The organism is Micromonospora sp. NPDC002717, from assembly GCF_040295705.1.
Lineage (GTDB): Bacteria > Actinomycetota > Actinomycetes > Mycobacteriales > Micromonosporaceae > Micromonospora.
The window spans coordinates 61,937-88,836 of record NZ_JBEOVW010000025.1 but is presented as its reverse complement, the minus strand read 5'-3'; the positions used below and the strand labels follow the sequence as shown (position 1 = coordinate 88,836).

Annotated in this window: 23 protein-coding genes and 1 pseudogene; 16 read left to right on the top strand and 8 right to left on the bottom strand. The window is 71.4% G+C overall.

The genetic code is table 11. The features are described from left to right. The first annotated feature begins 149 nt into the window (after positions 1–149). The 3 genes from ABT006_RS28070 (at position 150) to ABT006_RS28060 (ending at position 3,662) form a co-directional block, all read left to right on the top strand. Entirely contained in the window at positions 150–632 is a 483-nt protein-coding gene (locus ABT006_RS28070) for a hypothetical protein (RefSeq protein ID WP_350711199.1), read from the top strand. A gap of 74 nt (positions 633–706) precedes the next feature. Then, positions 707–1,927 carry an MFS transporter gene (locus ABT006_RS28065; RefSeq protein ID WP_350711197.1) on the top strand — a complete coding sequence of 407 codons (1,221 nt, stop codon included), beginning with the start codon at positions 707–709 and terminating at the stop codon, positions 1,925–1,927. 61 nt (positions 1,928–1,988) lie between these two features. Further along, on the top strand, positions 1,989–3,662 hold the full coding sequence (locus ABT006_RS28060; RefSeq protein WP_502891033.1) for a bifunctional 3'-5' exonuclease/DNA polymerase: 1,674 nt from the start codon (positions 1,989–1,991) through the stop codon (positions 3,660–3,662). Positions 3,663–3,675: 13 nt separating this feature from the next. Here the strand turns inward: ABT006_RS28060 and ABT006_RS28055 are convergent, their stop codons facing one another. Continuing rightward, on the bottom strand, positions 3,676–4,089 hold the full coding sequence (locus ABT006_RS28055) for a winged helix-turn-helix transcriptional regulator (protein WP_350711195.1): 414 nt from the start codon (positions 4,087–4,089) through the stop codon (positions 3,676–3,678). 82 nt (positions 4,090–4,171) lie between these two features. Between ABT006_RS28055 and ABT006_RS28050 the strand changes: the two genes are divergently transcribed. The 5 genes from ABT006_RS28050 (at position 4,172) to ABT006_RS28030 (ending at position 8,833) form a co-directional block, all read left to right on the top strand. Further along, on the top strand, positions 4,172–4,984 hold the full coding sequence (locus ABT006_RS28050) for an NAD(P)H-binding protein (protein ID WP_350711193.1): 813 nt from the start codon (positions 4,172–4,174) through the stop codon (positions 4,982–4,984). Positions 4,985–5,178: 194 nt separating this feature from the next. Next, positions 5,179–5,772 carry a nucleotidyltransferase family protein gene (locus tag ABT006_RS28045; protein WP_350711214.1) on the top strand — a complete coding sequence of 198 codons (594 nt, stop codon included), beginning with the start codon at positions 5,179–5,181 and terminating at the stop codon, positions 5,770–5,772. Between the two features lie 55 nt (positions 5,773–5,827). Beyond that, complete coding sequence (locus ABT006_RS28040; RefSeq protein ID WP_350711192.1) at positions 5,828–7,003, top strand: zinc-dependent alcohol dehydrogenase; 1,176 nt, start codon at positions 5,828–5,830, stop codon at positions 7,001–7,003. A gap of 202 nt (positions 7,004–7,205) precedes the next feature. Continuing rightward, positions 7,206–7,760 (top strand): hypothetical protein, encoded by a 555-nt coding sequence (locus ABT006_RS28035; protein WP_350711190.1) that lies wholly within the window; start codon positions 7,206–7,208, stop codon positions 7,758–7,760. Positions 7,761–7,771: 11 nt separating this feature from the next. Then, entirely contained in the window at positions 7,772–8,833 is a 1,062-nt protein-coding gene (locus ABT006_RS28030; protein WP_350711188.1) for a phosphotransferase, read from the top strand. A 15-nt stretch (positions 8,834–8,848) separates the two neighbouring features. Here the strand turns inward: ABT006_RS28030 and ABT006_RS28025 are convergent, their stop codons facing one another. Then, positions 8,849–9,658 (bottom strand): metal-dependent hydrolase, encoded by an 810-nt coding sequence (locus tag ABT006_RS28025; protein WP_350711186.1) that lies wholly within the window; start codon positions 9,656–9,658, stop codon positions 8,849–8,851. An 805-nt stretch (positions 9,659–10,463) separates the two neighbouring features. Here ABT006_RS28025 and ABT006_RS28020 point away from each other — a divergent pair. Continuing rightward, positions 10,464–11,639: an MFS transporter gene (locus ABT006_RS28020; RefSeq protein ID WP_350711184.1), complete on the top strand. Its 1,176-nt coding sequence runs from the start codon at positions 10,464–10,466 to the stop codon at positions 11,637–11,639. A 319-nt stretch (positions 11,640–11,958) separates the two neighbouring features. On the opposite strand, the pseudogene ABT006_RS35170 reads toward ABT006_RS28020, so the two are convergent. The 3 genes and pseudogenes from ABT006_RS35170 to ABT006_RS28005 form a co-directional block, all read right to left on the bottom strand. Next, a pseudogene (locus tag ABT006_RS35170) lies at positions 11,959–12,045 on the bottom strand (hypothetical protein); the annotation flags it as partial. Between the two features lie 92 nt (positions 12,046–12,137). After that, positions 12,138–13,469 (bottom strand): glycosyltransferase family 4 protein, encoded by a 1,332-nt coding sequence (locus ABT006_RS28010; RefSeq protein WP_350711183.1) that lies wholly within the window; start codon positions 13,467–13,469, stop codon positions 12,138–12,140. 139 nt (positions 13,470–13,608) lie between these two features. Next, a complete protein-coding gene (locus ABT006_RS28005; protein ID WP_350711181.1) occupies positions 13,609–15,552 on the bottom strand; it encodes an amylo-alpha-1,6-glucosidase in 1,944 nt (647 codons plus the stop codon). 42 nt (positions 15,553–15,594) lie between these two features. Here ABT006_RS28005 and ABT006_RS28000 point away from each other — a divergent pair, with 42 nt between their 5' ends. The 4 genes from ABT006_RS28000 to ABT006_RS27985 all read left to right on the top strand — a co-directional run bounded on the left by ABT006_RS28000 (position 15,595) and on the right by ABT006_RS27985 (position 21,068). Beyond that, a complete protein-coding gene (locus tag ABT006_RS28000; RefSeq protein ID WP_350711179.1) occupies positions 15,595–18,300 on the top strand; it encodes an MGH1-like glycoside hydrolase domain-containing protein in 2,706 nt (901 codons plus the stop codon). A gap of 101 nt (positions 18,301–18,401) precedes the next feature. Next, positions 18,402–19,109, top strand: a complete 708-nt coding sequence (locus tag ABT006_RS27995; RefSeq protein WP_350711177.1) for an HAD family hydrolase — start codon at positions 18,402–18,404, stop codon at positions 19,107–19,109. A 492-nt stretch (positions 19,110–19,601) separates the two neighbouring features. Beyond that, complete coding sequence (locus tag ABT006_RS27990; protein WP_350711175.1) at positions 19,602–20,405, top strand: L,D-transpeptidase family protein; 804 nt, start codon at positions 19,602–19,604, stop codon at positions 20,403–20,405. Between the two features lie 414 nt (positions 20,406–20,819). Then, complete coding sequence (locus ABT006_RS27985) at positions 20,820–21,068, top strand: hypothetical protein (protein ID WP_350711174.1); 249 nt, start codon at positions 20,820–20,822, stop codon at positions 21,066–21,068. 24 nt (positions 21,069–21,092) lie between these two features. On the opposite strand, the gene ABT006_RS27980 is transcribed toward ABT006_RS27985, so the two are convergent. From ABT006_RS27980 to ABT006_RS27970, 3 genes are read right to left on the bottom strand one after another with little or no spacing between them, the layout of a single operon-like run. Then, positions 21,093–21,650 (bottom strand): hypothetical protein, encoded by a 558-nt coding sequence (locus ABT006_RS27980; protein ID WP_350711172.1) that lies wholly within the window; start codon positions 21,648–21,650, stop codon positions 21,093–21,095. Continuing rightward, positions 21,647–22,435 (bottom strand): ABC transporter permease subunit, encoded by a 789-nt coding sequence (locus tag ABT006_RS27975; protein WP_350711170.1) that lies wholly within the window; start codon positions 22,433–22,435, stop codon positions 21,647–21,649. Before ABT006_RS27975 ends, ABT006_RS27980 begins: the two co-directional genes overlap by 4 nt. A 50-nt stretch (positions 22,436–22,485) precedes the next feature. Then, complete coding sequence (locus tag ABT006_RS27970) at positions 22,486–23,457, bottom strand: ABC transporter ATP-binding protein (protein WP_350711169.1); 972 nt, start codon at positions 23,455–23,457, stop codon at positions 22,486–22,488. A 187-nt stretch (positions 23,458–23,644) separates the two neighbouring features. Between ABT006_RS27970 and ABT006_RS27965 the strand changes: the two genes are divergently transcribed. From ABT006_RS27965 to ABT006_RS27955, 3 genes are all read left to right on the top strand, one after another. Next, positions 23,645–24,322: a response regulator transcription factor gene (locus ABT006_RS27965; RefSeq protein ID WP_350711167.1), complete on the top strand. Its 678-nt coding sequence runs from the start codon at positions 23,645–23,647 to the stop codon at positions 24,320–24,322. Between the two features lie 49 nt (positions 24,323–24,371). Beyond that, positions 24,372–25,685, top strand: coding sequence for a sensor histidine kinase (locus tag ABT006_RS27960; RefSeq protein WP_350711165.1), 1,314 nt, complete (start codon positions 24,372–24,374; stop codon positions 25,683–25,685). A 427-nt stretch (positions 25,686–26,112) separates the two neighbouring features. After that, a complete protein-coding gene (locus ABT006_RS27955; RefSeq protein WP_350711163.1) occupies positions 26,113–26,868 on the top strand; it encodes an AfsR/SARP family transcriptional regulator in 756 nt (251 codons plus the stop codon). The last annotated feature ends 32 nt before the right edge of the window (positions 26,869–26,900 follow it).

Sequence of the window (26,900 nt, the reverse complement as noted above, 5' to 3'; positions counted from 1 at the left end):
GCGGCGCGCAGGGAAGCGGGAACCCACCCGGACGCCGCGTGTTCCACGCGCAGCGTGGAGGGAATCTCCGTCCTTTAGGGCAGAGAGGATGTCAACGATCCGGCTGTCGCCGCATCGACCCGTTTCCACCGTCGACGTAGCGTTGACGTGTGACACCGGAGATGGGTCAGTTGGCTGAGATCCGAGCTGCCCGTTGCCAACTCGACGAGCAAGAGTTGGAGCTTATCGACCGCGCCCGCTACAAGGGTGCTACGTGGGCGCAGATCGCTGCCGCGCTGGGACTCGGTAGTCGGCAGGCCGCGGAGCAGCGCCGCCAACGTCTGGCGGCAGCCCGGTGGTCCCGGCGGCAGGACCGTGATCTTCACTATTCGTCGCGGATCGCGGCGTTGCGGACCGCGATAGCGGAGCTTCAGCGCTGGATCGATGTGGATCGAGGTTGGGATACGCGGTTCCGGCGGGCGGCGCTCGTACGTAGTACGGCAGAGGTCGCCCTCGATGCCGCTCCGGGCTCGCTCTACGCGCTGGCATCGCATGTCGCCGTCGACCTCGCCGAGGCGGGGCTCGAACGGTTGCCAAGGCCCGTTCGAGCGGTCGCCGCGAACCTGAATGCGGGGCTGTCAATGAAAGCTTGACAGTCGCCAGCTGCATTGCCTTGCTGAGGCTCAAGAAAGAGGATGAGTCACCTCGGCTCAACCTTGGAGGCCTCGTGCGCCGCAATGCCGGACTGTTCGTGGCGATATCGCTGCTGTCGGGCTTTGGTAGCAGCGCCATGTCCCTGGTAGCCGGGATCTGGATCCTTGACCTCACCGGTTCCAGCAGCCTCGCGGCCCTCGCCGGGCTTTGCGTGTATACCCCTGTACTTGCCGGCCCGTGGCTGGGAGGTCTCTTCGACCGGGCGCCGGCGCGACCCCTGATCATCGCAGTCAACCTCACGTTGGCCGCCGTCCTGCTGAGTCTGTTCGCGGTGCGGGGGCCCGGCGAAACCTGGCTGATCTTCGCGGTCTCGTGCGCCTACGGGCTCAGCTACGTGTTGATTGACGCGGGCGAGACCGCGCTGCTGCCGTCATCGCTGTCACCTGCGGAACTCGGCCATGTCAACGGCTGGCGTTCGAGTGCTCAGGAAGGCATGAAGCTCGTGGCTCCACTGGCCGGCGCGGGCCTCTACGCATGGCACGGCGGTCACGTGGTGGCCGTCCTCAGCGCGGCCATGCCCGTCCTGGTCGCCATCCTGTACGCGGGGGTGCGACTGACCCGTACGCCAACCGACCTTCCGCAGGAGCGGCAGCGCGGCCTCCGCGCAGGGATTGTCATCCTTTTCGGGCAACCGGCGATGCGGGTCACCGTCGCGCTCGCAGCGGTGTCCATTGCCATGTCCGGCTTCACGACCGCGGCCGTCTACGCGATCGTCATCGGGGTGCTCGGCCTGCCGACTGCGTTCCTCGGCGTCCTGGCCGGTGCCCAGGGCGCCGGATCCATCGTCGGCGGACTGTTCGTCGGCCCACTCATCGCTCGCCGGGGCCCAGTTGCTGTCGGCGCCGCCGGCACGGTGCTGTTCGCAGCCGGTTGCCTGGCACGCTGCCTGCCCTGGTGGCCGGTCACGGTTGCCGCCTCGGTGGTCGCCGGCATCGGCCTGCCCTGGACCCTGGTCGCCGCGGTGACCGCAGTGCAGACGCACACACCGTTGGCGTTGCTCGGTCGAGTCGCCGCGACGGCCAACACCGTGATGTTCGGGCCGATCGCTCTGGCGATTCCGCTCGGCTCCGCAACTGTTCACCTCGGCAGCCGTCCGTCACTCATCGCAGCTGCCGCGCTCTGCCTGACTTCTGTGGTAGCCACCTCCTACCGCTCACCGACGCGCCGGAGCGCAGCCACGTCCACCAACCGCTCCGGCAGCCAGCCCCGCCCACCTGTGCGGTCACCGCAATAGACGTTTGTGGCGGTGGGGTGGGCCGCAGGAAGTGTCGTAGGAACGAGGCAGAATCGCGTTCGTGCTGGTGGCGGTGGTGTCGGACGAGCGGGGCGGGGGAGCCCTGCAACCCCTCGACGCTGCCGGGGCTCCGGTCGGCCCGGTCGAGCCGGCGGCCGATCTGGCCGCCGCAGTGGCCGCGCGCGAGCGGGCCGATCACCCGCGCTGGGTCTGGGCGTCCGGCGCGACGATCTATCCCCCGTTGCTGCGCGCCGGGGTGCGGGTGGAGCGCTGCCACGACGTGGAGCTGACCGAGGCCCTGCTGCTGGGCCACGCCGGCCGCTGGGGCGGGCCGCGGTCGCTCGCCGCCGCCCACGCCCGGCTCACCGGGGGGCCTGTCCCACCCGATCCGCCGCCGCGCCCGGCCGCGCCGCCCGGCCACGGCCAGGGCGCGCTCTTCGACGCCCTGCCCGGCCCGCCGGGCCCGGGCATCGAGGCGCTGACCCGGGTGTACGCCGACCAGCTCGCCCGGATCGCCGCGACCGAGCACCCCGGCCGGTTCCGGCTGCTGGTCGCCGCCGAGTCGGCCGGCGCGCTGATCGCCGTGGAGATGGGCGCCGCCGGGTTGCCCTGGCGGGCCGAGGTGCACGACGAGATCCTCGCCGAGCTGCTCGGCGAGCCGTCCCCGGTCGGCGGCCCGCCCCGCCGGCTGGCCGAGCTGGCCGCCCGGATCGCCGCCGCGTTCGGCGTACGCCAACTGCACGCCGACTCCCCGGCGGAGCTGTTGCGGGCGTTCGCCCGGGCCGGCGTGGAGCTGCCCAACACCCGCGCCTGGGTGCTGCGCGGGGTGGACCACCCGGCGGTGCCGCTGGTCCTGGAATACAAGGAGCTGTACCGGATCTGGACGGCGCACGGCTGGTCCTGGCGCGACGCCTGGGTGCGCGACGGGCGCTTCCAACCGGAGTACGTCCCGGGCGGGGTGGTCTCCGGCCGGTGGGCCACCCGGGGCGGGGGCGCGCTGCAGATCCCCAAGGTGATCCGGCGGGCGGTGGTCGCCGACCCGGGCTGGCGGCTCGTGGTCGCCGACGCCGGCCAGTTGGAGCCGAGGGTGCTCGCCGCGGTCTCGGGCGACGCCCGGCTCGCCGCGGCCGGCGGCGCCGGCGACCTCTACGCCGCCCTCGCCCAGGACGCCTTCGCCGGTGACCGGGCCCGCGCCAAGGTGGCCCTGCTCGGGGCCATGTACGGGCAGACCGGCGGGTCGGCGGTGCCGGCGCTGGCGGTGCTGCGGCGCAACTACCCGACCGCCTTCGGCTACGTCGAGGCGGCCGCCCGCACCGGCGAGGTTGGCGGGCTCGTGCGTTCCTGGCTGGGGCGCACCTGCCCGCCCGGCACGGCGGGGTTCGGCGACGGCGAGGAGGCCGACCCCGACGGCGGCGGCGACCCGCAGTCGCCGCGCGCCCGGGCGGCCCGGTCCCGGGGGCGGTTCACCCGCAACTTCGTCATCCAGGCCACCGCCGCCGAGTGGGCCTCGACCCTGCTGGCGACGCTGCGCGGCGGGCTCGCCGGCACCCGCGCCGAGCTGGTCTTCTTCCAGCACGACGAGGTGATCGTGCACTGTCCGGCGGAGCAGGCCGGCGCGGTCGCCGAGGCGGTCACCCGCGCCGGCGAGCGGGCCGCCGCGCTGCTCTTCGGCGACACCCCGGTCCGCTTCCCGCTGGATCTGTCCGTCGTCGACTGCTACGCCGACGCCGCGTGACGGGGCCTGCCGGTCAGGAGACGGCGGATCCGGGGTTGGCGGCGTCCCACGCCCGACGGGACTCGGCGATCGCGTCCTTGTGCGCCAGCGACCAGTCGGCCAGCTGCCGGACGAGGTGGGTCAGGCTCCGGCCGCGCTCGGTCAGCTCGTAGGTCACGGTCACCGGGACGGTCGGGTACGCGGTGCGCAGCACCAGGCCGTCGCGTTCCAGGCGGCGCAGGGTCAGGGTGAGCATCCGTTGGGAGATGCCGTGGATGCCTCGCTGCAGCTCCCGGAACCGCCGGACGCCGGAGGAGAGTTCGACGATCGCGAGCACCGACCACTTGTCGCCGATGCGGTCGAGCACGTCGCGGATTCCGCAGTCCGGGTGCTCGGGCAGCCCGCAGGGTGCCAGCGCGTCGGTTACCGCCGTGTGTCCTGCCGACATGGAAGTGCCTCCTTGTGCCCGGTTCCGTGGTTCCCGACGATGAGGTTAGTTCCGATTCGGTACCACGCGGAAGGCTCGTCTCATGCTGCTGGTCACCGGTGCCTCCGGGCACCTGGGCTCCCTCATCCACGCCGGTCTGGCCGAGCGGGGCCTGGCCCCGCTCGCCGGCACCCGTACCCCCGGCCGCTTCGCCGACGCCGGGCGGCACGTGGACTTCGACGACCCGGCGGGGCCGGACCTCGCGGGCGTACGCGTCCTGGTGCTGGTCTCCGCCGGCTACGGCGAGGACGACGTGGTCATCGCCCGCCACGAGCGGGTGGTCGCGGCGGCGGAGCGGCACGGGGTGGACCACGTGGTCTACACGAGCCTGGTCGGGGCCGGCGACCACCTGGCGTTCGCGTTGGCGCACCGGTGGACGGAGCGCCGCCTGCGGGAGAGTCGGCTGGGCTGGACGATCCTGCGCAACGGGCTCTACGCGGAGCTGTTCGGCCAGTTGGCCGCCCCCGTCGGCGGCGCGGTGACTGCCCCGTTCGGCGCGGGCGCGTTGGCGGCGGTGGCCCGGCAGGACCTGGCCGACGCGGCCGTGCGGGTGGCCGCCGACCCCGCCGCGCACCGCCACCGTACGTACGAGCTGACGGGGCCCGTCGCGCTCACGGCAGCCGGTCTCGCCGCCGCGCTGGAGGTGCCCTACCGTCCGGTCTCGCTGGGCGAGCGTCGTGCCGCGCTGGCGGGCCCGGGCCTGCTGCCCTTCCAGCCGGCGATGCTCATGTCGATCTACTCGGCCACGGCGGGCGGGTTCCTCGCCGAGACCCACGGCGACCTTGCCCGCCTGCTCCCGCGTCCACCCCGTGACCCGATGCCGGTCGCGGTCGCCGCCGCGAGGGCGTCGTCCTGACCGGCCGGACAGTCCGTGGCGGGCGGTCCGGCGGGGTTGCCGGTTGGTAACAGTTGCACGATTTTCCCCTTTCGCCCCGCTACCCGGCTCGCCTCGTCCTCGTTGCTCCCGATGTCCGTACGACGGAGCGGGCCGTGCCTCGCGGCACGGTCCGCTCCATGGTGGAGGGGGCCCAGCTGAACCGGATCGCAGGAATGATCATCGCCGCGGGCGGGGGACGCCGCATCGGTGGCCCGGAGGCCCTGCTGCACCACGGGGAGAAGCCGCTGGTGGACCAGATGATCGACACGATGACCGAGGCGGGCTGCGAGCAGATCGTGGTCGTGCTGGGCGCGGCGGCCGACCAGGTCCGCGAGACGGCCGACCTGAGCCGGGCCACGGTGGTGATCAACCGGGCGTGGGGCACCGGCGTCGGCTCGTCCATCCGGGCCGGCCTGGCCGCGCTCGACGACGAGGGGATCGAGGCGGTCGTGGTGGTGCCGGTCGACATGCCCGGCCTCACCGCCGCCGCCGTCCGCCGGGTGACCGCGCTGCCGTACCCCGACGTGCTGGTCTGCGCCACGTACGCCGGGCTGCGCGGCTACCCGATGCTGTTCGGGCGCCGGCACTGGTCCGGCATCGCCACCCTGGCCAGCGCGGACGTCGGCGCCCGACCCTACCTGCTGGCCCACAAGGACCAGATCGTCGACATCTCCTGCGACTCGGTCGCCGACGGCAGCCGGGTCGACAGCCCGGAACTGATGGCCCTCTACGGGCTGACGGTCCCGCCCCAGCGGGTCGGCGTCTAGGTGCCCCACCCACGACGTCGGTGACTGTGGCTGGTCAGCGCCGGAAGAGGCGACCGTGAAGGCGTTGGTGTGGCAGGGCACCAACGAGCTCGCCGTGACACGGGTGCCGGATCCGCAGCTGCGCAACGAACAGGACATGATCGTCCAGGTACGCAAGACGGCCACCTGCGGCTCGGACCTGCACCTGCTGGACGGCTACATCCCGTTCATGGAGCACGGTGACGTGCTGGGCCACGAGTTCCTCGGCGAGGTCGTCGAGGTCGGCCCGCAGGTACGCGAGCACAGGGTGGGCGACCGCGTGGTGGTCTGCTCCTTCGTCGCCTGCGGGCGCTGCTGGTACTGCCGGCAACAGCAGTTCTCGCTGTGCGACAACGGCAACACCAACCCGGCCGTCACCGAGGGCCGGTGGGGCTTCGCGCCGGGCGGATGCTACGGCTACTCGCACGCCCTGGGCGGTTTCGCGGGCAGCCACGCCGAGTACGTCCGCGTCCCCTACGCCGACCACGGGGCCTTCACCGTCCCGGACGGCGTCAGCGACGAGCGGGCCGTGTTCGCCTCCGACGCCGCCCCGACGGGCTGGATGGGCGCCGACCTCGGTGGCGTCAGGGCCGGCGACGTGGTCGCCGTCTGGGGCGCCGGCGCGGTCGGACAGCTGGCGGCCCGCGCAGCCCTCCTGCTCGGCGCGGAGCGCGTCATCGTGATCGACCGGATGGAGTACCGGTTGCGGATGGCGCGGGACCACCTGGGAGTGGAGACGCTCAACCACCAGACCCAGGACGTCGGCGGTGAACTGCGCGAACGCAGCGGCGGACGCGGACCCGACGTGTGCATCGAGGCCGTCGGCACGCAGGCCCGCAGCAGCGGCCCGCAATTCCTGTTCGACCAGGTCAAGCAGCAGCTGCGCCTCGAACCGGAGCGTCCCGTCGCCGCCCGCGAAGCGATCCACCACTGCCGCAAGGGCGGAAGCGTGTTCCTCCTCGGCGGCTACGCCGGCCCGGTCGACAAGTTCCCGCTCGGGGCCGTGACGAACAAAGGCCTCACCCTGCGCGGCGCCCAGCAGCACGGACAGCGCTACATCCCGATGCTGCTGGAGCGCATGGCCCGCGGCGAACTCCTCACCGAACACCTCGCGACCCACACCATGCCGCTCGCCGACGCCCCGCAGGGCTACCACCTGTTCAGGAACAGGCTCGACGGCTGCGTACGGGTCGTCTTCGAGCCGGCAGGGTGACCGCGACCTCCGAAGCGGGCCGGCACCGCCGGCCACCCGGGCGCCAGGCGTGACGTGCTCCTGCCCGTCGGCGACATGCCCGCGTCAGGTGGGGCCGCGACGCGGGGACGCACGACGGGCGGTCCTTCCGATAGCGTCGGCGGGGCGCGTCGTCGCCGTTTGCGGACGCGGCCGGGAAGCGCGCCGGCAACGGGGAGGTTCCATGATCGGCACGGTGGCCCGGCACGTCGCCGGGGCGGTGGCCGCCTGGCTGGTGTTCGTCGGCGAGGCGGTGGTCTGCTACCTGGCGCTGTTCGTGTTGGCGCTGGTCACGGGTGCCCCACTGGGCAGTCCGCTGGCCGGGCCGTTCTGGGTGCTGGTCGCCGCCCTGCTGGGCGCCGCGCTCGTGCCGCTGGCGGTGGCGCCGGCCGTCGTGATCGCCGACGCCGCCGCGAGCCGCCACGGGCCGGTGGCCCGCACGCTGGCGGCCTGCGCCGTCGCCGTGGTGATTGTCGGGCTGTACGTCGGCGGCGTCGCCGCGGTCACAGGGACGGCCGTCGCCGACGCGGCGCTGGCCTGGCCGCTCACGACGGCTGCGCTGCTCTGCCCCGTCGTGGCCTACGCCGCCGTCGTGCACGGCTCGCCGGCGGCGACCCGGTTCCTCGCCCGCTGGCGCCGCACCGATCCCACCGGCACCGTGCCCGCCCGGCCGTCGCCCGGCGGCTCCGAGGGCCCGGTGCCGGCGGCCCGCCGGGCCGACCACGCCGAGCGGCCCTGACGGTGACCGGCGTGCCGGACTGTCCACCGGCCGACCTGGTCCCTGCCGGCGTGCCGGCCGAGCAACTGACCCACAACAGGCTCAACGGGGTGACCGGCGGTATCTGGCGCACCCGCCGGGACGGACAAGCGGCCGTGCTGAAGCTGGTCACCCCGCCCGGCCGCCCCGGCCCGGCGCACTGGGCCGGCAGCGACGAGCCGCGGCACTGGAACTACTGGCGACGGGAGGTCGAGGCGTACCGCAGCGGCCTGGCCACCGCCGCGTACGCCGACGCGGGGCTGGCCGCGCCGATGCCGCTGGCGGTCGACGACCGGCCGGACGGCTCGGTGGCGCTGTGGCTGGCCGAGGCGACCGGCCGGCCGGGCATCGCCTGCACGCCCGCCGACCTCGGCGAGGTTGCCGCCCGGCTCGGCGCAGGACACGCCCGCTGGCTGGGCGATCCCGAGGCGCGGGAACTGCTGCCGGGCGGCCGGGCGCCGGACTGGCTGGCGCGTGACTGGCTGCGCGACTACACGCTCACCCGGCCGGTGGCCGCCCCGGTGCCGTGGGAGCACCCGGTCGCCGTCGGCGCCTGGCCGCGTCCCCTGCGCGACGCCCTGCGCGTGCTGTGGGAGCGGCGGCACGAGGTGCTGGCGGCCACCGACGCGCTGCCCCGCACGCTCTGCCACCACGACTGCTGGCCGATGAACCTGGTGTTCGGCGGCGGCGGGCCGGTGCTGCTGGACTGGTCGGGCGTCGGGCCGGGGCCGCTCGGCGAGGACGCGGCGAACCTGGCACTCGACACCTTCCTCGACGGGCTGGTCGACGTCGCCCTGCTCGACGAGGTGGCCGACACGGTGGTCGACCGCTACGTCGAGGGGCTGCGCGGCGCCGTCGCGCCGGCCGTGGTCGTCCGGGCCGTCCGGCTCACCGGGGCGGCCAAGTACTTCTGGCTGGCGCCGATGATGCTCGGCCGGCTCGGCCGGACCGCGATCAGCGGGACCTACGACGCGCGTGACGAGGCGGAGATGATGGCCGGCCGCCGGCCGGTGCTGGAGTTGCTGGTGCGCTGGGCCGCCGAGGCGCTGTCCTGACAGCCCGGGGGCCGCTCAGCCCTCGATGTTGAAGCGCTGCAACACCGACGGGGCGACCAGCCCGAGCGCCGCGAGCACCGAGACCGCCGTCAGTACGGCCCGGACGACGATCACCTCGGTCTTGCTGCCGGCCCGCAGGGCGATCTTGTTCGGCAGGCCGATCGGCGTCCACATCCGACGTTTGATCGGGATCGGCCACAGGATCGGCACGCCCGCCCGGGTGATCATGTCGCCGAGGATGTGCACGAAGCAGCCCACCCCGACGGCGGTGCCGATCAGCGGGTAGCCCCGGTCGCCGGGCAGGTTGGCGAAGGTGAACCAGGCAGCCCCGGCCGACGCGAGGGTCACGATGACCCAGCCGGCCCGCTCCGCCCACTTGTCGAACAGCCCGCGCAGGGCCAGCCCGAACATGAAGAACAGGATGCCGATCACCGCCCACTTGCCGTACGCGGCGCAGAGCGTGGTGGTGCCCCAGCCGACCAGCAGGGTGAACGGGATGGTGTGGGTCAGCGTCCGGTGGCCGTTGTTGCGGCGGGGATCCTTGCTGAGCTTGGTCGCGTAGTAGACCCCGAGCGAGATCTTCTCCATCACCTCGGCGATGAAGAGCGAGAACACGCCGAAGGTGCGGGCGACGGTGGCCCCGCCCTGGTTGCGGGTCACCTTGCCGGACAGGTCCAGGTCGGGGAAGAGCGCCCCGCCGGCGCAGACCGCGGTGCCGACGGCGAGCTCCAGCGGAGTCTGGTGGTAGTTGGCGAAGTGGTCCAGCGCCCAGGAGCCGGTCAGCCACACCGCCGCGCCGGACAGCGCGTGGGACGGTCCCATCATCTCGGCTCGCCCTCCCCAGGGATCTTGAGCGCCAAACTACGCCACTGTAGTTCGCCGCGGTGGCGCAGGGCATCACCCGGACGGTCCACCGAGGACGGTGGCGGGCAGGGGTGGGTGGCTTGACAGCCTGAGGGCATCTGATCCCGCTTGGAGGAGTATGCCCGACTGCGTCCATGCTTCGCCAGACGAAGACAGGCACGTCCCGGGGTGAGGCGGCACCTCGACGCCCGCCGCGATGAACGGTTCGACCAGCATCTCGTAGGGCTCGACCGGGAGGCTCAACCGCTTGAGGATCGCGCGTACGGCGATGACGGTCGCGCACTTCGCAGCCGAGTGCAGGCCCGTCCGCGTCGAGCATGGCGCGAACCGGTCGCCCGCCGAGGGCTTGGGGCGGCACCCGCGCTCCGGCGACGACGAAACGGTCGAGCGGGCCCTGCCTGGCTGACCGCCCACCACCGCCTCGCCCGCGACTACGAAACCCAGCCCACCACATTGGACGCCATGATCCGCTGGGCCGCCATCAGCGGCATGCTTCACCGCCTCGCCCGAGGCGAACCCGCCACCCGCCAACAACGCCGCACCTCAACACACCCGACTGACCCAGATGTGAAATGCCTTCTCAATCAACGGCTGTCGTGCTAGGTTGGCCGGATGCAGTTCGTGATGTTCATCTGACGGTCCTGGGTACCTCCCGCTCAGGTTCTGATCCGTTGAGGGTGCGGTCCTTCATGCCCTCCGGAGCTCATAAGCCGTCAGACTTGCGGCCGCGCACACGACGCCGGTCGCACATCATCGGAGTTGCTTCGTGCTCGCAGTGCTTCTACTTCCTGGCGCGCTTCGCGCCTTCCTCCCCGCCCTGATCGGTCGATCCGCTCTCGCGATGGGCGGTCTTGCTCTCCTTCTCGCCGTCCAGGACAGTACGGGTTCGTTCACGCACGCCGGTTTCGCAACAGCCGCGTTCGGAATCGCTAACGTCATCGCCGCGCCGTGGCGCGCCAGGGCCACCGATCGATTTGGTCAACGAATCGCGCTCACGACAATGGCATCAGGTCAAGCTTCGGGATTCATCGCTCTCGCGCTCATTACGGATGCCGAGGGGGTGGCGGATACCTGGTTTCTCATTCTCGGCGTGGTGGTCGGCCTGACAGCGCCACCCTTAGGCGCTGCGATGCGAATGATCTGGGCGTCGCTCACGACGGCCGGTGACCAGCGAACAAAAGCATTCAGCATCGACGCGGTGTGTGAGGAGCTCCTTTTCATCGGTGGCCCCGTCATCATCACCGCGGTCATCGTGGCCAGTTCTCCCAGCATCGGGCTCTGGGTGACCGCGGCAGCAGTTTTCCTCGGCACTGTAGCGATGACGTCCAGCGCGTCGTCGGGGGCTCTTCGCGGAAGAAGAGAGGGTGTTGCGCGAGGTGACCGGCCGCTGCGCCAGCCAGGTTTCGCAAGGGTATTGATCGTCCTCCTGGGTGTCGGTGGCGTGCTTGGCGTCGCGGAGATCGCAGCGCCGGCAGTTGCTGTGCATCATGATGCTGTCGCAGCTTCGGGCTGGCTCCTGGCGGCCTTTGCTGGTGGAAGTGCCCTCGGAGGGCTTCTCTATGGGCAGCTGAAATTTAGGGCAGGAATCGGGAATCAGCTGTTCGCCCTGTGTGTCAGCATGGGGCTCGCCGCAGTGCTCGTGTCCCAGCTGAACACACTCGGTCTCTTCGCTGCGGGTCTCGTACTCGTCGGCCTTTTCCTCGCTCCTTCCCTCATCACCGGCTACCTCATCGCCGACACCATCGCTCCAGCCGCCAGCCGAACAGAAGCGTCGACATGGATCAACACATCCGTAAATTTCGGCGCATCGCTGGCGGCTGCAGCAGCGGGAATCGTCATCGATAGATCTGGCGCATGGTTCGCTCTTATGCTCGTGGGAGTAATCGCTCTGGCGCTTGCCTCATCAGTGCCGTTCACGCGACTGCGAAAGATCGAGCCGTAGCGATCAGCTAGTGCTGTGTCCCTGACGTTCACCGGGGTTCCGGTAGTTGTGGATCCTCACCGTGAGGGCGAGCGACTCCCACCGGCTGGTGGGGTGGGCCACAGCGGGCCATCCTGGCCCTCGCACCGCCGGATGGGCGGCGGGGTCACGTCAGGGCCGGCCGGTGCCGGGTAGGTGCTGGCCGGCTCGACGGTGCGTGATCACCCCGGGCAGCGCGACGGGTGTGGGGTGGTGGGTCCGCCGCCCGGGTACGGGTGGCGATGCTGGCCGCCGCGATGACATCGCGGTGGCTTGAGAACTGGCAATGCGGGCAGGTCAGGGTCCGCCCACGGGGCTTCGATATCCGCCAGCGGCAGGTGGGGCAGGTCGACGACGTGCCGTGTTCGTCGACGAGGTGGACGGTGATGCCGGCGAGGGTGGCCTTGTCGGTCAGGATCTTGCGTCGGGTGGGGCTGGCGAGGAACCCCTGGCCCGATCGGTCGCAGGCCGCGGGCGGGTTCAGCAGGCGGCACCGTCGAGCGTGAGCAGGTTTCCCTCCGGGATGGTGATCTTCTGCCGGGGCTCGCCGAGCCGAGCGGCGGCCCGCCGGGCCCGCGCCGGGCCGTGCTCGCGGCGGGCGGTCGCGTACGTGCCGGCGGTCCGGGCCGCGATGGTGGCCCAGCCGTACCGCCGGCCGACCATGGTGCGGGCCCGCCGGGCCACCCGCCGGGCGAAGACCTCGTCGCCGACGAGCCGGTCGACCGCGACGGCGAGGGCACCCGGGTCGCTGTGCGGGAAGGTCACACCGGTCACGCCCGGCTCGACGATCTCCGCGAGGCCGCCGGTGCAGGCCACCGCGAGGGGCGCGCCGGCCGCCGCCGCCTCCAGGGCCACCATCCCGAAGGGCTCGTAGAGGCTGGGCACCACGGTCGCGTCGGTGGCGCCGAGCAGCGCCGGGAGCTGGGTCGAGTCCAGGAAGCCGACGAAGCGTACGGTCTGCCCGAGCGCGAGCCGGCGGGCCTCCTCCTCCAACTCGGCGCGGTAGGGGCCGTCGCCCGCGATCACCACCCGCAGCCCGGGGTGCCGGTCGCGCAGGTGCGGCACGGCGTGCACCAGGTGCTGCACGCCCTTCTCGTAGACCAGCCGGCCGGCGTACCCGACGAGAGGGCCGTCTCCGGCGAACCGGGCGCGGGCCGAGGCGACCGCCCCGGGGCGCGCCCGCCAGGCCCGGTCGTCGACCCCGTTGGGCACCACGTCGATCCGGTCGGCCGGCAGGTCGAAGAGCGTGGCGACCTGATCGCGCATGTAGCCGGAGCAGGCGATCACCCGGGCGGAGGCGTTGCTCAGCCAGTGCTCGACGCCGTGGATGGTGCGGTTCAGCTCCTCCGGCAGCCAGCCCTGGTGCCGGCCGGCCTCGGTGGCGTGGATGGTGCTGACCAGCGGCAGGTCCAGGTGCTCGGCGAGCGTGACGGCGGTGTGCGCGACGAGCCAGTCGTGGGCGTGGACCACGTCGTACGGGCCGGCCTCGGTGGCCCGCAGGGCGGCCCGGGTGAGGGTGTGGTTGAACGCCATCGTCCAGGCGAGCAGGGAGGAGGTGGCCAGCGGGAAGGTCACCGGGTCCTCGGCGGCGCGCAGGATGCGGACGCCGTCGGCGTACTCCTCCAGGGGCGCGCCGTCGGCGTGCCGGGTGACGACGGTGACCTCGTGCCCGGCGGCGGCCAGGGCCACCGACAGGGCGTGCACGTGCCGGCCGAGCCCGCCCACGAGCACGGGCGGGTACTCCCAGGAGAGCATCAGCACCCGCTGCTGCCGGGCGGGGTGGATGTCGATCACGTCGGCGTCAGGTGACATGCGGCCCCCTTGAGTTGTCTCCGAGCGCGCGTGCCGGCATCGCGGAGGGTGCCCGTCGGGTGTCGCGACCGGATCGGGACCCATCCTCCTGGCGGCTGGCTAACCAGCGGAGACGCCGCCGTTGCGGTCGTGTAAAGCGCTACCGGCGGGTGCGGCGCACGCGCAGCACCTCGGCGACCGACCACGCCTGGAACGGGCAGCCGGTCGCGCCGTGCGGCGGGAGGCCGTCGGCCGTCTCGCTCACCGATCCCAGCCCGTATTCGGTCAGGTGAGCCTCGATGCCCACGAGAAGGCCGTCAACCGGCAGCTTGGCCCGCCGGGCGGCGTCGGCGTACGCGCCGAGCAGCCAGGGCCACACGGTGCCCTGGTGGTAGGCGCCGTCCCGCTCGGCCGGCCCGCCCCGGTGCCGCCCGACGAAGTCGGGCGAGTCGGGGGAGAGGCTGCGCGGGCCCAGCGGGGTGAGCAGCCCGGCGGCGACCCGGCGCAGCGTGGGCTCGTCGGGCTCCAGCGGGGCGTACGGCAGCGACCAGGCCAGCAACTGGTTGGGGCGCAGCAGGTCGTCGTCGTGGTACGCGGCCCCGCCCAGCGGGTACGCCGGCGCGGGCGCGTCCACCACGTCGTGCAGCCAGCCCGTCGGGGCGGGAAACCGGTCCCGGAACGCGGCGACGGCCCCCTCGTGCAGCCGCCACAGGTCGGTCGCGTCCCGCCCGGCCAGCTCGGTCAGCTCGGCGAGGCCGGCCAGCCCGTTGACCCACAGCGCGTTGACCTCCACCGGCTTGCCGGTACGCGGCGTGACCGGCACCCCGTGCACCCGGGCGTCCATCCAGGTCAGCGCCGTGCCCGGGGTGCCGCCCTGGGTGACCAGCCCGTCGGCCGGGTCGACGGCGATGCCGAACCGGGTGCCGGCCAGGTGCGCGTCGACCACCCCGCGCAACGCGGGCAGCAGCTCGTCGCCGAGGTCGGTGTCGCCGGTGACGGTGACGTGCCGGCTCACCGCGTGCAGGAACCACAGCGTCGCGTCGACGGTGTTGTACTCCACCCGGCCGGTGTCGGCGGTGTTGGCGAGCATCCCCTCCGACAGCGTCGCCGCGTACGCCCGCAGCAGCTCGCGGCCCTCGTCGGCCCGGTTGGTGCAGAGGAACAGCCCCTCGTAGGAGATCATCGTGTCCCGCGACCAGGCGCCGAACCACGGGTAGCCGGCCACCACGTCCGGCCCGGTGCCGGCGCGGATCACGAAGGCGTCCGCGGCCAGCGCGAGCGTCGCCTCGACCGGGTCCGCCGGCTTCGCCGCCGCCACGACCCGCCGGTTACGGGCCCGGGCCGCCGCCACCACCTCGGTCGCCGGCGGCGGCTCCTGCGCCAGGTCGCCGGCCCAGGCGAGCACCGACACCGTGTCGCCCGGCCCGCCCAGCTTCCCCGAGAAGCGACCGGCGTACCAGAGGTCCTCGTCGGGGGGCAGGCCGCGCGCCGCCTCCTCGCGGTGGTGCGCGCCGAGCCACCACTGGCCCTCCGGCGTCCAGTTCGACCCGGCGAGCCGGAAACCGCCCTCCACCACCGCCCCGCCCGGCACCGGCTCCACCCGCGGGGCCGGCCCGTCGGCCCGGCGCTCGCCGTGCGCGTCCCGCCAGGTGCAGGCCGCCGCCAGTTCGAGCCGCACCGGCCCGCCGGAGACGAGCCGATGCACCACCGCCACGCACGGGCGGCCGTGCGTCATCGCCAGCTCCCGCTCGATCACCACGTCGCCGACCCGCCAGCGCCACCGGGGCAGGCCGTCGGTCAGGTCGAACCGCTCCAGCAGCTCGAAGCCGCGCGGGTCGACGTCGCCGGAGGACCACTCGTGCGCGCCCAGGCGCACCCGCGCGCCGGAGGGGAGGACCACCGTCGGGTCCAGGCTGACCAGTCCCACCCGTCGGGACGCCGGCGTCTCACCGGCCACCACCAGCAGGCCGTGGTAGCGGCGCGTCCGCAGGCCGCTGACCGTGCCCATGGCATACCCGCCGAGGCCGTCGGTGACCAGCCACTCCCGAGTCGCCCCGCCGGTCAGGTCGCCGCACACCTGCGGGCCAAAGCTAACGTCGATCAACTTTCCTCCACCGGCCGCGGCGTGCGACGGACCACGACGAGAATGGCCCGTGTGGTGAAGTCCCCCGGCGGCGTCGAAGATGTGCAAGTGATCACCGACGTGCCGCCCCCCGACGACCGCGCGCCCGACCCCGAACGGCTCCGGCTGGCTCAGGCCGACGCCGGGGAGCAGGACTGGCGCGCATGGGGTCCCTATCTGTCCGAACGGGCGTGGGGGACGGTGCGGGAGGACTACAGCGAGCACGGTACGGCCTGGGACTACTTCCCGCACGACCACGCGCGGTCCCGAGCCTACCGGTGGAGCGAGGACGGAATGGCCGGCGTCTGCGACGACCGGCAGACGTTCTGCTTCGCCCTCGCCCTGTGGAACGGCGAGGACCCGATCCTCAAGGAGCGGATGTTCGGCCTCGGCGGCGACGGCGGCAACCACGGGGAGGACGCCAAGGAGTACTGGTGGTACGAGGACTCCACGCCCACCCACTCGTGGATGCGCTGGCGGTACCACTACCCGCAGGCCGCCTTCCCGTACGACGAGCTGGTCGCGGTCAACGCGCTGCGCGGCCGGGACGACACCGAGTACGAGCTGGTCGACACCGGCATCTTCGACGACGACCGGTACTGGGCGGTGACCGTCGACTACGCCAAGGCGACCCCGACGGACATGTGCGTCGTCGTCACGGTCGCCAACCGGGGCGACCGGGCGGCCACCCTGCACGTGCTGCCCACCCTCTGGTTCCGTAACACCTGGGCGTGGGGGCTGCCCGGCTGCGACCGGGTGCCTCGGCTGGTCGGGGAGGGGTCGCGGCTGGTGGGGGAGCACCGGGTGCTCGGCCAGCTGCTGCTGGAGGGCGACGGCGAGCCCACGCCGCTGCTCTGCGACAACGACAGCAACGCCGAGCGGCTCTGGGGGCTGCGCAGCCGGTCCCGCTACCCGAAGGACGGCATCAACGACCACGTCGTCGACGGGGCCGCGACGGTCAACCCGGCCCGGGAGGGCACCAAGGGCGCGTTGCACTACGTGCTGGACGTGCCGGCCGGCGCGCAGCGGCGGATCCGGCTGCGGCTGACCCGTACCGCCCCGCCGCCGGGCGGCACCCCGCCCCCGCCGGCGGACCTCGGCGACGGCTTCGACGCGGTGGTCTGGGCCCGGCGGGCGGAGGCGAACCGGTTCTTCGCCAGCGTGATCCCGGCCGCGGCGACCCCGGACGAGGCCCTGGTCGCCCGGCAGGCGATCGCCGGGCTGATGTGGGGCAAGCAGTTCTACCACTTCGACGTCAAGCGCTGGCTGGAGGGCGATCCGGGGTCGACGCCGCCGCCCGGTCGCCGGCACGGGCGCAACAGCGCCTGGTGGCACATGAGCAGCTTCGACGTGATCTCCATGCCGGATCCGTGGGAGTACCCCTGGTACGCGGCCTGGGACCTGGCCTTCCACTGCGTCAGCATCGCCCGGGTCGACCCCGGCTTCGCCAAGGCGCAGCTGCTGCTCCTGCTCCGCGAGTGGTACCTGCACCCCAACGGGCAGATCCCGGCGTACGAGTGGGCGTTCGGCGACGTGAACCCGCCGGTGCACGCCTGGGCGGCGCTCAAGGTGTTCGAGATCGACGGCAGCCGGGACCACGACTTCCTGGCCCGGGCGATGCACAAGCTGTTGCTCAACTTCACCTGGTGGGTCAACCGCAAGGACACCGGCGGCAACAACGTCTTCGAGGGCGGCTTCCTCGGGCTGGACAACGTCGGCCCGTTCGACCGTTCGGCGGCGCTGCCCGTGGCGGGGGTGCTGGAGCAGTCCGACGGCACCGGCTGGATGGCCATGTACGCCCTCAACCTGCTCGACATCGCGATCGTGCTGGCCGAACACGACCGCACCTGGGTCGACACCGCCACCAAGTTCTTCGAGCACTTCGCCTACATCGCGGCCGCCGCGTACGAGCAGGGCCTGTGGGACGACGAGGACGCGTTCTTCTACGACGTGCTGCGGCTCGCCGACGGCACGAAGGTGCCGCTGAAGGTCCGCTCGGTGGTGGGGCTGCTGCCGCTGGCCGCCACCACCCGGCTCACCGCGCGTACCCTGCACCGGCTGCCCGAGCTGGGCGCCCGGCTGCGCTGGTTCCTCACCAACCGCCCCGAGTACGCCGACGTGGTCGGCGCCCGGCGGCTCGGCCCGGACGGCCGCCAGCACCGGCTGCTGTCCATGGTCGGCCCGGAGCAGATCGTCCCGCTGCTGGCCCGGATGCTCGACCCCGACGAGTTCCTCTCCGAGTACGGCCTGCGGACGCTGTCCCGGGCCCACCTGGACAAGCCGTTCTCGGTGACCCTCGGCGGCCAGGAGTTCAGCGTCGGCTACGAGCCGGCCGAGTCGACCAGCGGCCTGTTCGGGGGCAACTCCAACTGGCGCGGCCCGATCTGGATGCCGACGAACTTCCTGCTGATCAGCGCGCTGCGCGACTACGCCGCGTTCTTCGGCGACGACTTCCAGGTGGAGTACCCGACGCGCTCGGGGGTGAAGCGGACGCTCGACGAGATCGCCGACGACCTCTCCGCGCGGCTGATCTCGCTGTTCACCCGCGACGGCTGGGGTCGGCGGCCGATCTACGGCGCCGCCCAGCTCTTCCAGACCCACCCGGACTGGCGGGACCTGATCTGCTTCCCGGAGTACTTCCACGGCGACAACGGGGCGGGCCTGGGCGCCTGGCACCAGACCGGCTGGACGGCGCTGGTCGCCGACCTGATCCTCACCCTGCGCCGCTGACCGGGCGGTGCCCCGGGTACCCGTCACGGTCCGACGGAACCCGGATGACCGCGTCGGTGGCGGGCAGTACCGTGGCGCCGGCCGTCAACGGGAGGGAAACCATGGCAGACACGACGCGCCGGCGCGGCCGGCAGGTGCTCGTCTTCGACGCCGACGACACGCTCTGGGAGAACAACATCCTGTTCGAGCGGGTGATCGACGACTTCCTGGAGTGGCTGGACCACCCCACGCTCGACCGCGCCGAGACCCGCGCCATCCTGGACGACATCGAGCGGGCCAACACGGTCGCGCACGGTTACGGCAGCAAGGTCTTCCTGCGCAGCCTGGCCGAGTGCCTGGAGCGGCTGCGCCAGCGGCCCGCCACGGAGGCCGAGCGGCGCGAGATCGAGGGGCTGGCGGCGGCGCTGGCCGACCACCGGGTGGAGCTGATGCCGGGGGTGGCCGAGGCGCTGGACGACCTGGCCGGCCGGCACGAGCTGTTGCTGCTGACCAAGGGCGAGCCCGAGGACCAGCAGCGCAAGCTCGACGCCTCCGGGCTGCTGCACCACTTCCGGGCCGCCCACATCGTGCCGGAGAAGGACGTCGACACCTACCGGTGGCTGACCCGGGAGCACGACATCGACCCGGCCGGCGCCTGGATGATCGGCAACTCCCCGAAGTCCGACATCCTGCCCGCCCGCGCCGCCGGCATGAACGCCGTGTTCATCCCCAACGACAACACCTGGGTGCTGGAGCACGCCGAGCTGGACCCGGCCGACCGGGGTGTGCTGCGGCTGTCCGCGTTCCCCGAACTGCTGCTCCACTTCTGAGCCGTACGCTGGTCGTGGGCGGCGGCGCGAGGGCCGCGGCACGGTGGTCGCCTCGACGGGGAACAGCGTTGGCCCGCGGGGCCGTGTTACGTCGACATGCCGCTTTTTCACCTTGACATCAATCACGCTCGCTCGGACCCGGTTCGTCCTTGTCTGGCCCGCGGACGCGCGCCTAACCTGATCCGGCGCTCACGTCTCGTCGGGGTGAGTCGGGGGCGCGCCGAAGTCCGGTAGTTGGGCACCGTGGAGCTGAGTGCAGGCGGCAGGCTCGCCGTGGTGAGCCCGGCGTGGGCGGCGTGCCACGCCCGCGCGCTCATTCGGTGATGTCCGCTACCACGCCGGACGGCTGGGGGTCAGGATCGGGGAGTTGCGGACCCGGTCCTGACCCGCCCCTGCGGACACGCCTCCTCCACCCCGGCTTGACGTCGAGGGGCCAGGGAATCTGATGCCAGGGGATCACGGGGACGTGTGCCGGCTGCCAGGATGTCCGGCATGAATCGGAGAAACCTCCTAATTGCCGCCGCTGGCGCGGCGGCGTCCGCCGTCGTCGCCCCCGCGGCCCGCGCCTCCGCGGCCCCCACGGGCCCGGGAACCCGGGACGCCTGGAGCACCACGACCACCGTGGCCCGCTATCCGAGTGATCGGCGCATGTGGGTCGACCCGAACAACCGCGCCGCCAAGCTGCGGACGCTGCCGGTGGAGTGCCAGCAGGTCATCGTCGTCGGCGGCACCAGCTACACCACCACCTACGCGACCCTTGAGACGTACGCCAAGGTGCTGGGCCACTGGCGGCGGGTGTCGGGCGCGCTGCCCGCCCGGGTCGGGTCGAAGGGGTTCAGCGACAACCACGTGGAAGGGGTGCCCACCACCCCGACCGGGGTCTACTCGATCGGTCCGACCATGTACGGCATCGGGGCCAACCCGGGCGTGCGCTACCCGTACCACCGGCTGGTCAGCGGCGACTGGTGGAACGAGAACCCCGAGTCCGCGCTCTACAACACGTTCCAGCACAGCGCCACCAACCCCGGCGGCTACAGCGAGGCGCTGTGGCAGGAGACGCCCGCGTACACGCACTTTGCGGTGATCACGTACAACATGCCGCCGAACGTGGCGAAGCCCGTGCCGTACGCGGGCAGCGGCATCTTCCTGCACGAGTTCAGCACCAGCGGCGGCAACCCCACCGCCGGCTGCGTCAGCCTCTCGCACACCAACCTGGTGGCCGTCCTGCGGTGGCTCAACCCGGCGCTGTCGCCGCGCATCGTGATCAGCCCGTACGCCAACCTCGACCGTTACTGACCGTCGTCCGCGACCCGGCGTCCGCATCTCTCGCAGCCGTGCGGGCCCTTGTGGCCGGCACGGCTGCGGTCGCCTGACCCCTTTGTCAGGTCAGCACCCGAGCCCCGTCCGCCTCCATTTCCGACCCGGCCGCCGCCGGGGCCGTCGATCCTGCGGGAATCCGGCCAGGGTCTGGCCATCGCAGCAGCGGGTCAAGGAGCTGACCGGCAAGCGCACCGCCAACAACCGTGTCTACCAGCTCTCCGACGGGTGGACGCAGGCGGAGATCTCGGCGGTTCCGCTGCACTAGAAGGACGGCAAGGGCCGCTACCAGCCGATCGACACAGCGGTCCGCCCTACCAAGGACAAGGGACACGTCCAGGGCAACCGGACCAACACCTTCACAAGCCTGTTCGGGACCGCTCGGATGACCTGGTGCGTTTTGAGCGGGACAGCCGCAGCATCGAGCTGGGCCTGGTCGGCGCCGCCAAGGGCGTGACGCCGAAGGTCTCGGGTTCCACCGTCATCGATCAGGGTCTGGCCGGCGGGGATCATGGCGCAGCACGGTGCCGACGAACGAAGATCGCGCCCGCCTGTCAGACGGTGCTGAAACCGGTCCTGGATGCGGCCGGACGCCCACCGGCGTCGACTTGGCGCCGGATAGCTGTGGCTCGGCACGCCTGAATCCGAGGACGAGTTCCTCCTCTGTCAACTCGTACGCCGAATGCGGTATCTGGCAGCTGCGGCCACCAGACCGAGCACGACCGGAACGACGATGGCAACCGGCAGCGACCCCGCTGCGGTCAGGGTCCGCTTTCCGGCCACCGTCACGTGTACCGGCTGGCTCACCACCAGCGGGCCGGTACCTGCCGTGGCGTCGCCGCCGGGCATGAGCACGACGTAGACGTCGAAACTGCCGGTGTTGACGGTCTGGACCTGCCAGGACAGCGACATGCTGCTGTTCGACGCCACCGGCGGAACTTCTCGGGTCACGTCCGCCGACCAGTCCTCGAGGTCGACGTAGACGCCGTCCAGGCTCGCGACGTTGAAGTGGGCTACCAGCCGTTCGGTCGGCGCGTTACCCGAGTTGACCACCCGGGATTCAAGCGTCAACCTCTCACCAACGACCGTGTCGATTTGGCTCTGCTCCAATACGACCTCGACGGTGCCCGGCAGTGGCGGTGGAGCGGCTGCCGCCGAAGCGGTCAGGCCGACTGGAGCCGTCAGCGCCAGCAACAGCCCGGCGAGGGCCAGCTCTGTCTTCATGCTCCGCTCACCCCTCCATGAAGCTTGACTATCCGGGTGCCGGCGGCAACCAGGACGCCCCCGGCCAGTACTGCGGTGAGTAGCGGAGAGATCAGGTAGGACAGGTCCCGCGTCCAGCCGTGCCCGTTGACGAGCACAGCCGTCAGGTAGTGCAGCGCCGCGCCGATCGGGTTGAGCCGGACGAGAAGGTCACCGAACCAGCCCTTCGGCGCGCCGCCGGGCAACTGGGTCGGTGCGAAGAACGCCAACAGCAGGAAGAGGCTCACCGCGAGGCTGACTTTGTTGGAGCTCGACACGGCGCTGATCAGCAGACCGAGCGCGGCGAGCGCGATCGCCAGCAGCGTGCCGACGAGCAGGCCCAGCAGCAGCGCCTGCCCGACGATGGACACTCCGCGTCCGAGCACCCATAGATACGGCACGCTCACGACGAAGGCCGCGAGCCAGAGCGACAGCGCGGCGGCCATCTTCCCGATGACGATGGCGCGGCGGGAGACGGGCGTGAGCAGCAGGTTCTCCAGCGTGCCCCGTTCCCGCTCCCCGCTGATCGCGTCGGCGCTGACCACCAGTGTGACGAGGACGCCGACCGCGACCGTAACCTGCAGGGTGAGGTTGACTGCCTCGCGCTGCTCGAGGAAGTTGAGCACTTGGTTGGTGCCGGCAAGGTAGGTCATGACGCTCAGGACGACGCTGAACGCGAAGACCAACCCGGGGCCGCGCCCGCTTACCCACAGATCGCGGCATTCCTGTTCGGCGACAACCCGCCAACCCGGATTGTTGTCGCGCACTGCGCCCGCGCTGGGCTCGGCGTTCCGGACGCGCGTACGTGGACCCGCCGTCATCGGACACCCTCACCGGTCATCGCAAGGAAAGTGGCGCTGAGCCGCGCGCCTTCGACCTCGAAAGAAAGGACCGGCACGTCGGCGCTCAGCACCGCCCGCAACGGTCCATTCATCCCCGTCTCCGTGCCGCCCTGTGTGGCGGACGACCGTTCGTTGACGGAAAACCTGAGTATGTCGGGACGTTCGGCGGCCAGCTCCATCGTCAGGCCGGCAATCCCCGCGAGTGCGTCCCGGGCCCGGCTGGCCAGCTCGATCGGTACGCGCATCTGCGCGTACCGCTGGGTGGGGACAGCGCGGGTGACCTCGCCGCAGGGGCCGGAGGCGAGGATTTTTCCCTTGTGGAGGATCAGCACGTTCGTGCAGATTTCCTCGACGTCAGGGAGGGCGTGGGTGCTGAGGATGACGGTGGCTCCTCGGCCTGTGGCGATTTCGCGGACCATCGCCAGCATCTGACGCTGCCCGGCCGGGTCGAGCCCGAGCGTCGGTTCGTCGAGGAACACGACAGCGGGATCGTTGACCAGCGCCCGTGCTATGCCCAGCCGCTGCCGCATGCCGCGGCTGTAGGTGGAAATCCGCGACGAGCCACGCTCGGCCAGGCCGACCTCTGCCAGCAGCCCCCCGGCGACCAGCACGGCGTCTGGACGGGTGTGGCCGAACAGCCGCGCGTGGTAGCGCAGGTACTCCTGGCCCGTCTGGTGTCCGGGATAGCCGTTGCTTTCCGGCAGTACACCGATCCGTCGGCGAATCTCGCCGGGCCGGGTGCAGGGAACACCCGCCACCGAGAACTGCCCGCTCGTTGGCGCGAGCACCGTGGTGAGCAGTCGGATGGTGGTCGTCTTGCCCGACCCGTTTGGCCCGAGCAGTCCCACGATCTCGCCTTGTCGTGCCGTGATGCTCAACCCGTCGATCGCCGTGCGGTTTCCGAACCGCTTGGTGAGCTGCACAGCCTCGAGCTGCACGGTAGTCATGACCATCCCCCTCTCTCGTCGTGTGCGAGGTGACGTCGCTGCCACCCGTGGTCGGTTCGACCGGGACGTGAGGCGACTGTAGGGCGCGTTGGCTGAATACCGGCTGAACGCGGACGCAACCCCGAGGCCGGAGGTCTGCGTCGGCGGCTTCAGCGGGCAGTAGGCCGGCGAGTGGCACACTGGGGGTGTGCGCATCCTCGTGGTCGAGGACGACAAGCACCTCGCCCGGTCAATCAAGCGTGGATTGGAGGCCGAGGGGTTCGCTGCTGAGGTCGCGCTCGACGGCATCGACGGCCTCTGGCTGGCCACGGACGGCGACTTCGACGTCATCGTTCTCGACATCATGCTTCCCGGCAAGAACGGCTTCCAGGTGTGCGCGGAGTTGCGTGAGGCCGGCAACTGGACCCCGATCATCATGCTGACGGCCAAGGACGGCGAGCTCGACGAGGCGGAAGCTCTCGATACCGGAGCCGATGACTACCTGTCCAAGCCGTTCTCCTATGTGGTTTTGGTTGCCAGAATTCGGGCGCTGTTGCGCCGGGGTTCGCGGGAGCGCCCGGCCAGGCTGAATGTCGGCGACCTGCGGCTCGACCCCGCCGCCCACCGGGTTTGGCGTGGGGAAACGGAGGTCTCACTTACTCCGCGTCAGTTTGCCCTCCTCGAGTTCCTCATGCGGCGTCCGGGCGAAGTGCTTTCCAAGGGCACCATCCTCGACCACGTCTGGGACTTCGCGTTCGACGGCGATCCCAACATCGTCGAGGTCTACGTCCGGCACCTACGCAGGAAGATCGACGAGCCGTTTGGTCGTTCCGCGATCCAGACGGTCCGTCTGGTCGGTTACCGACTGGACCCCGATGGGGGCTGAAAACCTCCGGCCTCGGGCGCGCCTGGCGACGGTGCGTGCCCGCACCACCATGGCTGCAACGATCGTCGTTGGCGTCGCCCTCGTGGTCACGGCCGTGAGCCTGGTGGTGTTTCTGCGTCGTTCGCTGGTCGAACGCGTCGACGACATCGCGAGGGTGCGTGCGCACGACGTCGCGGCCCTGGCCCGCCAGGGCACGCTCCCCACGGAGTTGGCCGTCGAAGGTGACGACGGCAGCATCGTCCAGGTCGTGGACGGCGACGGCCGAGTCGTGGCCGCCACCGTCGGAATTCGGCGCGATCAATCTCTTGCCCGGTTCCGCCCTCCCGGGGCGGGGTCCGAGGTGCGCACAGTCGACGGCCTTCCGTTCGGCGAGGCCGGCGGCTATCGGGTCATCGCGCTGCCGACGGCCACGCCCGAAGGGCCGGCGACCGTCTACGTTGCGGCGAGTCTTTCCCCGGTCGATGACGTTGTTGACGTTCTCCAGGGTGCCCTTGCCGCCGGTGGTCCACTGCTGCTGGCACTCGTCGCCGTCACGACCTGGACGGTCGCGGGTCGCACCCTGCGGCCGGTCGACGCAATCCGGGCCGAGGTTGCCGACATCTCCGAACGCTCCCTCAACCGGCGTGTGTCCGTGCCGGCCACGGACGACGAGATCAGTCGACTCGCGGGCACGATGAACATGATGCTCGACCGGCTGGACGCGGCTGTCGAGCGTCAACGTCGCTTCGTCGCGGACGCCTCGCACGAGTTGCAGACTCCGCTCGCTGCGGCGCGCACCGATCTGGAGGTCGCGCTCGCCCACCCCGACTTCACCAGATGGAGCGAAACCGCAGCCGACCTGCTCGCGGCGAACCGTCGCATGGAGCGGCTGGTCCGGGACCTGCTGTTCCTCGCACGGGCGGATGCCGGCGTTCCTCGCCGCCCCGCCCGTCCGGTCGACCTCGACGACATCGTCCTGGCCGAGGCGGCCCGGATCCGGGGCGGCGGCCGCCTGCGGGTCGACACCGGCGCGGTCTCGGCGGCTGCCGTCGACGGGCGTCGCGACGACCTGACCCGGGCGGTACGCAATCTGTTCGACAACGCTGAGCACTATGCCTCGTCATCGGTCAGTGTCGAGCTCGGCAGCGATGACCGCCGGGTCACGTTGATCGTCCACGACGACGGGCCAGGGATTCCGTACGTGGACCGGAAGCGCGTCTTCGAGCGGTTCACCCGTCTCGACGACGACCGGAGCCGTCGCACGGGCGGCACCGGTCTCGGTCTGGCCATCGCGAGAGAGATCATCGACGCACACGGAGGCTCGATAGACGTCGAGGATGCGCCTCGTGGTGCACGGTTCGTTATCTGTCTACCTGCGCGCTGACCGACGACCTCGCGGTGGGAAGTTCCGACGATTTCTCACGAAATCTCAGGTCCGTGAGGAGCGCGCACCGGCATTTGGCCGGGGCTGAGTTGTGCGTATTGGCAGGCAATGAAGATTTCGGTCGGGGTGGCGGGGCGGAAAGTCTTGGCGATCCGGCGAACCTCTTGACCAGCCAATCAGCTGAGTTGCAACATAGTATTACAAAGTAGACTTAAGCTTGACGGTCCCGCGTAGGTCGTATTACAGGCCAGTTTACATCCGTTCAGGCGCGTTGATTCCGCTTACTACGTGCGGCTCGTGCGGCGGAATGCGGGGCACGTGACCAATCGGCCGATCAGCCTGATCATCACGAACGTCCACGGCGTGGTTCCGTGACCCTGCGCAGTGAGGCGGAGGAGGTGCAGACGCATCACAGGGGGTGTGGGTTGTGGAGTTCCGGCTTTTGGGGGCAGTGGAGGCATGGGCGGGGGATCGACAAGTCGATCTCGGGCCACGCCAGCAGCGGCTCATCCTGGCGATCCTCGCGCTGAATGTGAACCAGTTCGTGCCGCTCGACCGCCTCGTTGACCTGACATGGCCCGAATCACCGCCACAGACCGCACGTCATGCCATCCACGTTCGCGTCTCGCAACTGCGCACCGTCCTGGCGATGGCCGGTGCGGACCGTGAAGGCGTGGAGATCACCACGCGCGGCCCGACGTATCTCCTGCGGGCCGACCCGATGAGCGTGGACGCCCACCGCTTCCGCGCCCTCCTCGCCGGGGCTCGCCGTGAGACGGACGAACTGGAGAAGGCGGCGATGTTGCGGCGCGCGCTCGATCTGTGGCACGGACCCGCGCTGGCCGACGTGGCGACCCCGCGAGTCGAAGATCTGTGCCGGGGACTGGAGGAAGCGCGGTTGACGGCTGTGGAGGAGTGGCTGGACGCGCAGTTGCGGCTCGGCCGGCACGAGGCCGTATTGGATGACCTCGCCGAGTACGCCGGGCAGTATCCGTACCGCCAACGATTGCTCGCGCAGCTCATGTTGGCCCTGTACCGCGCCGGCCGTGCCGCCGACGCGCTGGTCGCCTACCGGCTTGCGCGGAGCCGGCTCGTCGACGAGCTCGGACTCGATCCAGCGCCGCGGCTGCAGCAACTGGAGAAGGCGATACTTCGCGGCGATCCTGGGCTTGACCTGCCGTGACCCAGCAGCCCAGCGGACCCGTCGGCAACCAC

Bases quoted from the DNA above. Each gene is read 5' to 3' on its own strand.
- ABT006_RS27980 (WP_350711172.1), bottom strand. From the start codon at position 21,650: ATGAAGACAGAGCTGGCCCTCGCCGGGCTGTTGCTGGCGCTGACGGCT.
- ABT006_RS28010 (WP_350711183.1), bottom strand. From the start codon at position 13,469: ATGTCACCTGACGCCGACGTGATCGACATCCACCCCGCCCGGCAGCAG.
- ABT006_RS28025 (WP_350711186.1), bottom strand. From the start codon at position 9,658: ATGATGGGACCGTCCCACGCGCTGTCCGGCGCGGCGGTGTGGCTGACC.
- ABT006_RS27990 (WP_350711175.1), top strand. From the start codon at position 19,602: ATGAATCGGAGAAACCTCCTAATTGCCGCCGCTGGCGCGGCGGCGTCC.
- ABT006_RS27970 (WP_350711169.1), bottom strand. From the start codon at position 23,457: ATGACTACCGTGCAGCTCGAGGCTGTGCAGCTCACCAAGCGGTTCGGA.
- ABT006_RS28035 (WP_350711190.1), top strand. From the start codon at position 7,206: ATGATCGGCACGGTGGCCCGGCACGTCGCCGGGGCGGTGGCCGCCTGG.
- ABT006_RS28050 (WP_350711193.1), top strand. From the start codon at position 4,172: ATGCTGCTGGTCACCGGTGCCTCCGGGCACCTGGGCTCCCTCATCCAC.
- ABT006_RS28000 (WP_350711179.1), top strand. From the start codon at position 15,595: ATGGCCCGTGTGGTGAAGTCCCCCGGCGGCGTCGAAGATGTGCAAGTG.
- ABT006_RS28045 (WP_350711214.1), top strand. From the start codon at position 5,179: ATGATCATCGCCGCGGGCGGGGGACGCCGCATCGGTGGCCCGGAGGCC.
- ABT006_RS28055 (WP_350711195.1), bottom strand. From the start codon at position 4,089: ATGTCGGCAGGACACACGGCGGTAACCGACGCGCTGGCACCCTGCGGG.
- ABT006_RS27960 (WP_350711165.1), top strand. From the start codon at position 24,372: ATGGCTGCAACGATCGTCGTTGGCGTCGCCCTCGTGGTCACGGCCGTG.
- ABT006_RS27995 (WP_350711177.1), top strand. From the start codon at position 18,402: ATGGCAGACACGACGCGCCGGCGCGGCCGGCAGGTGCTCGTCTTCGAC.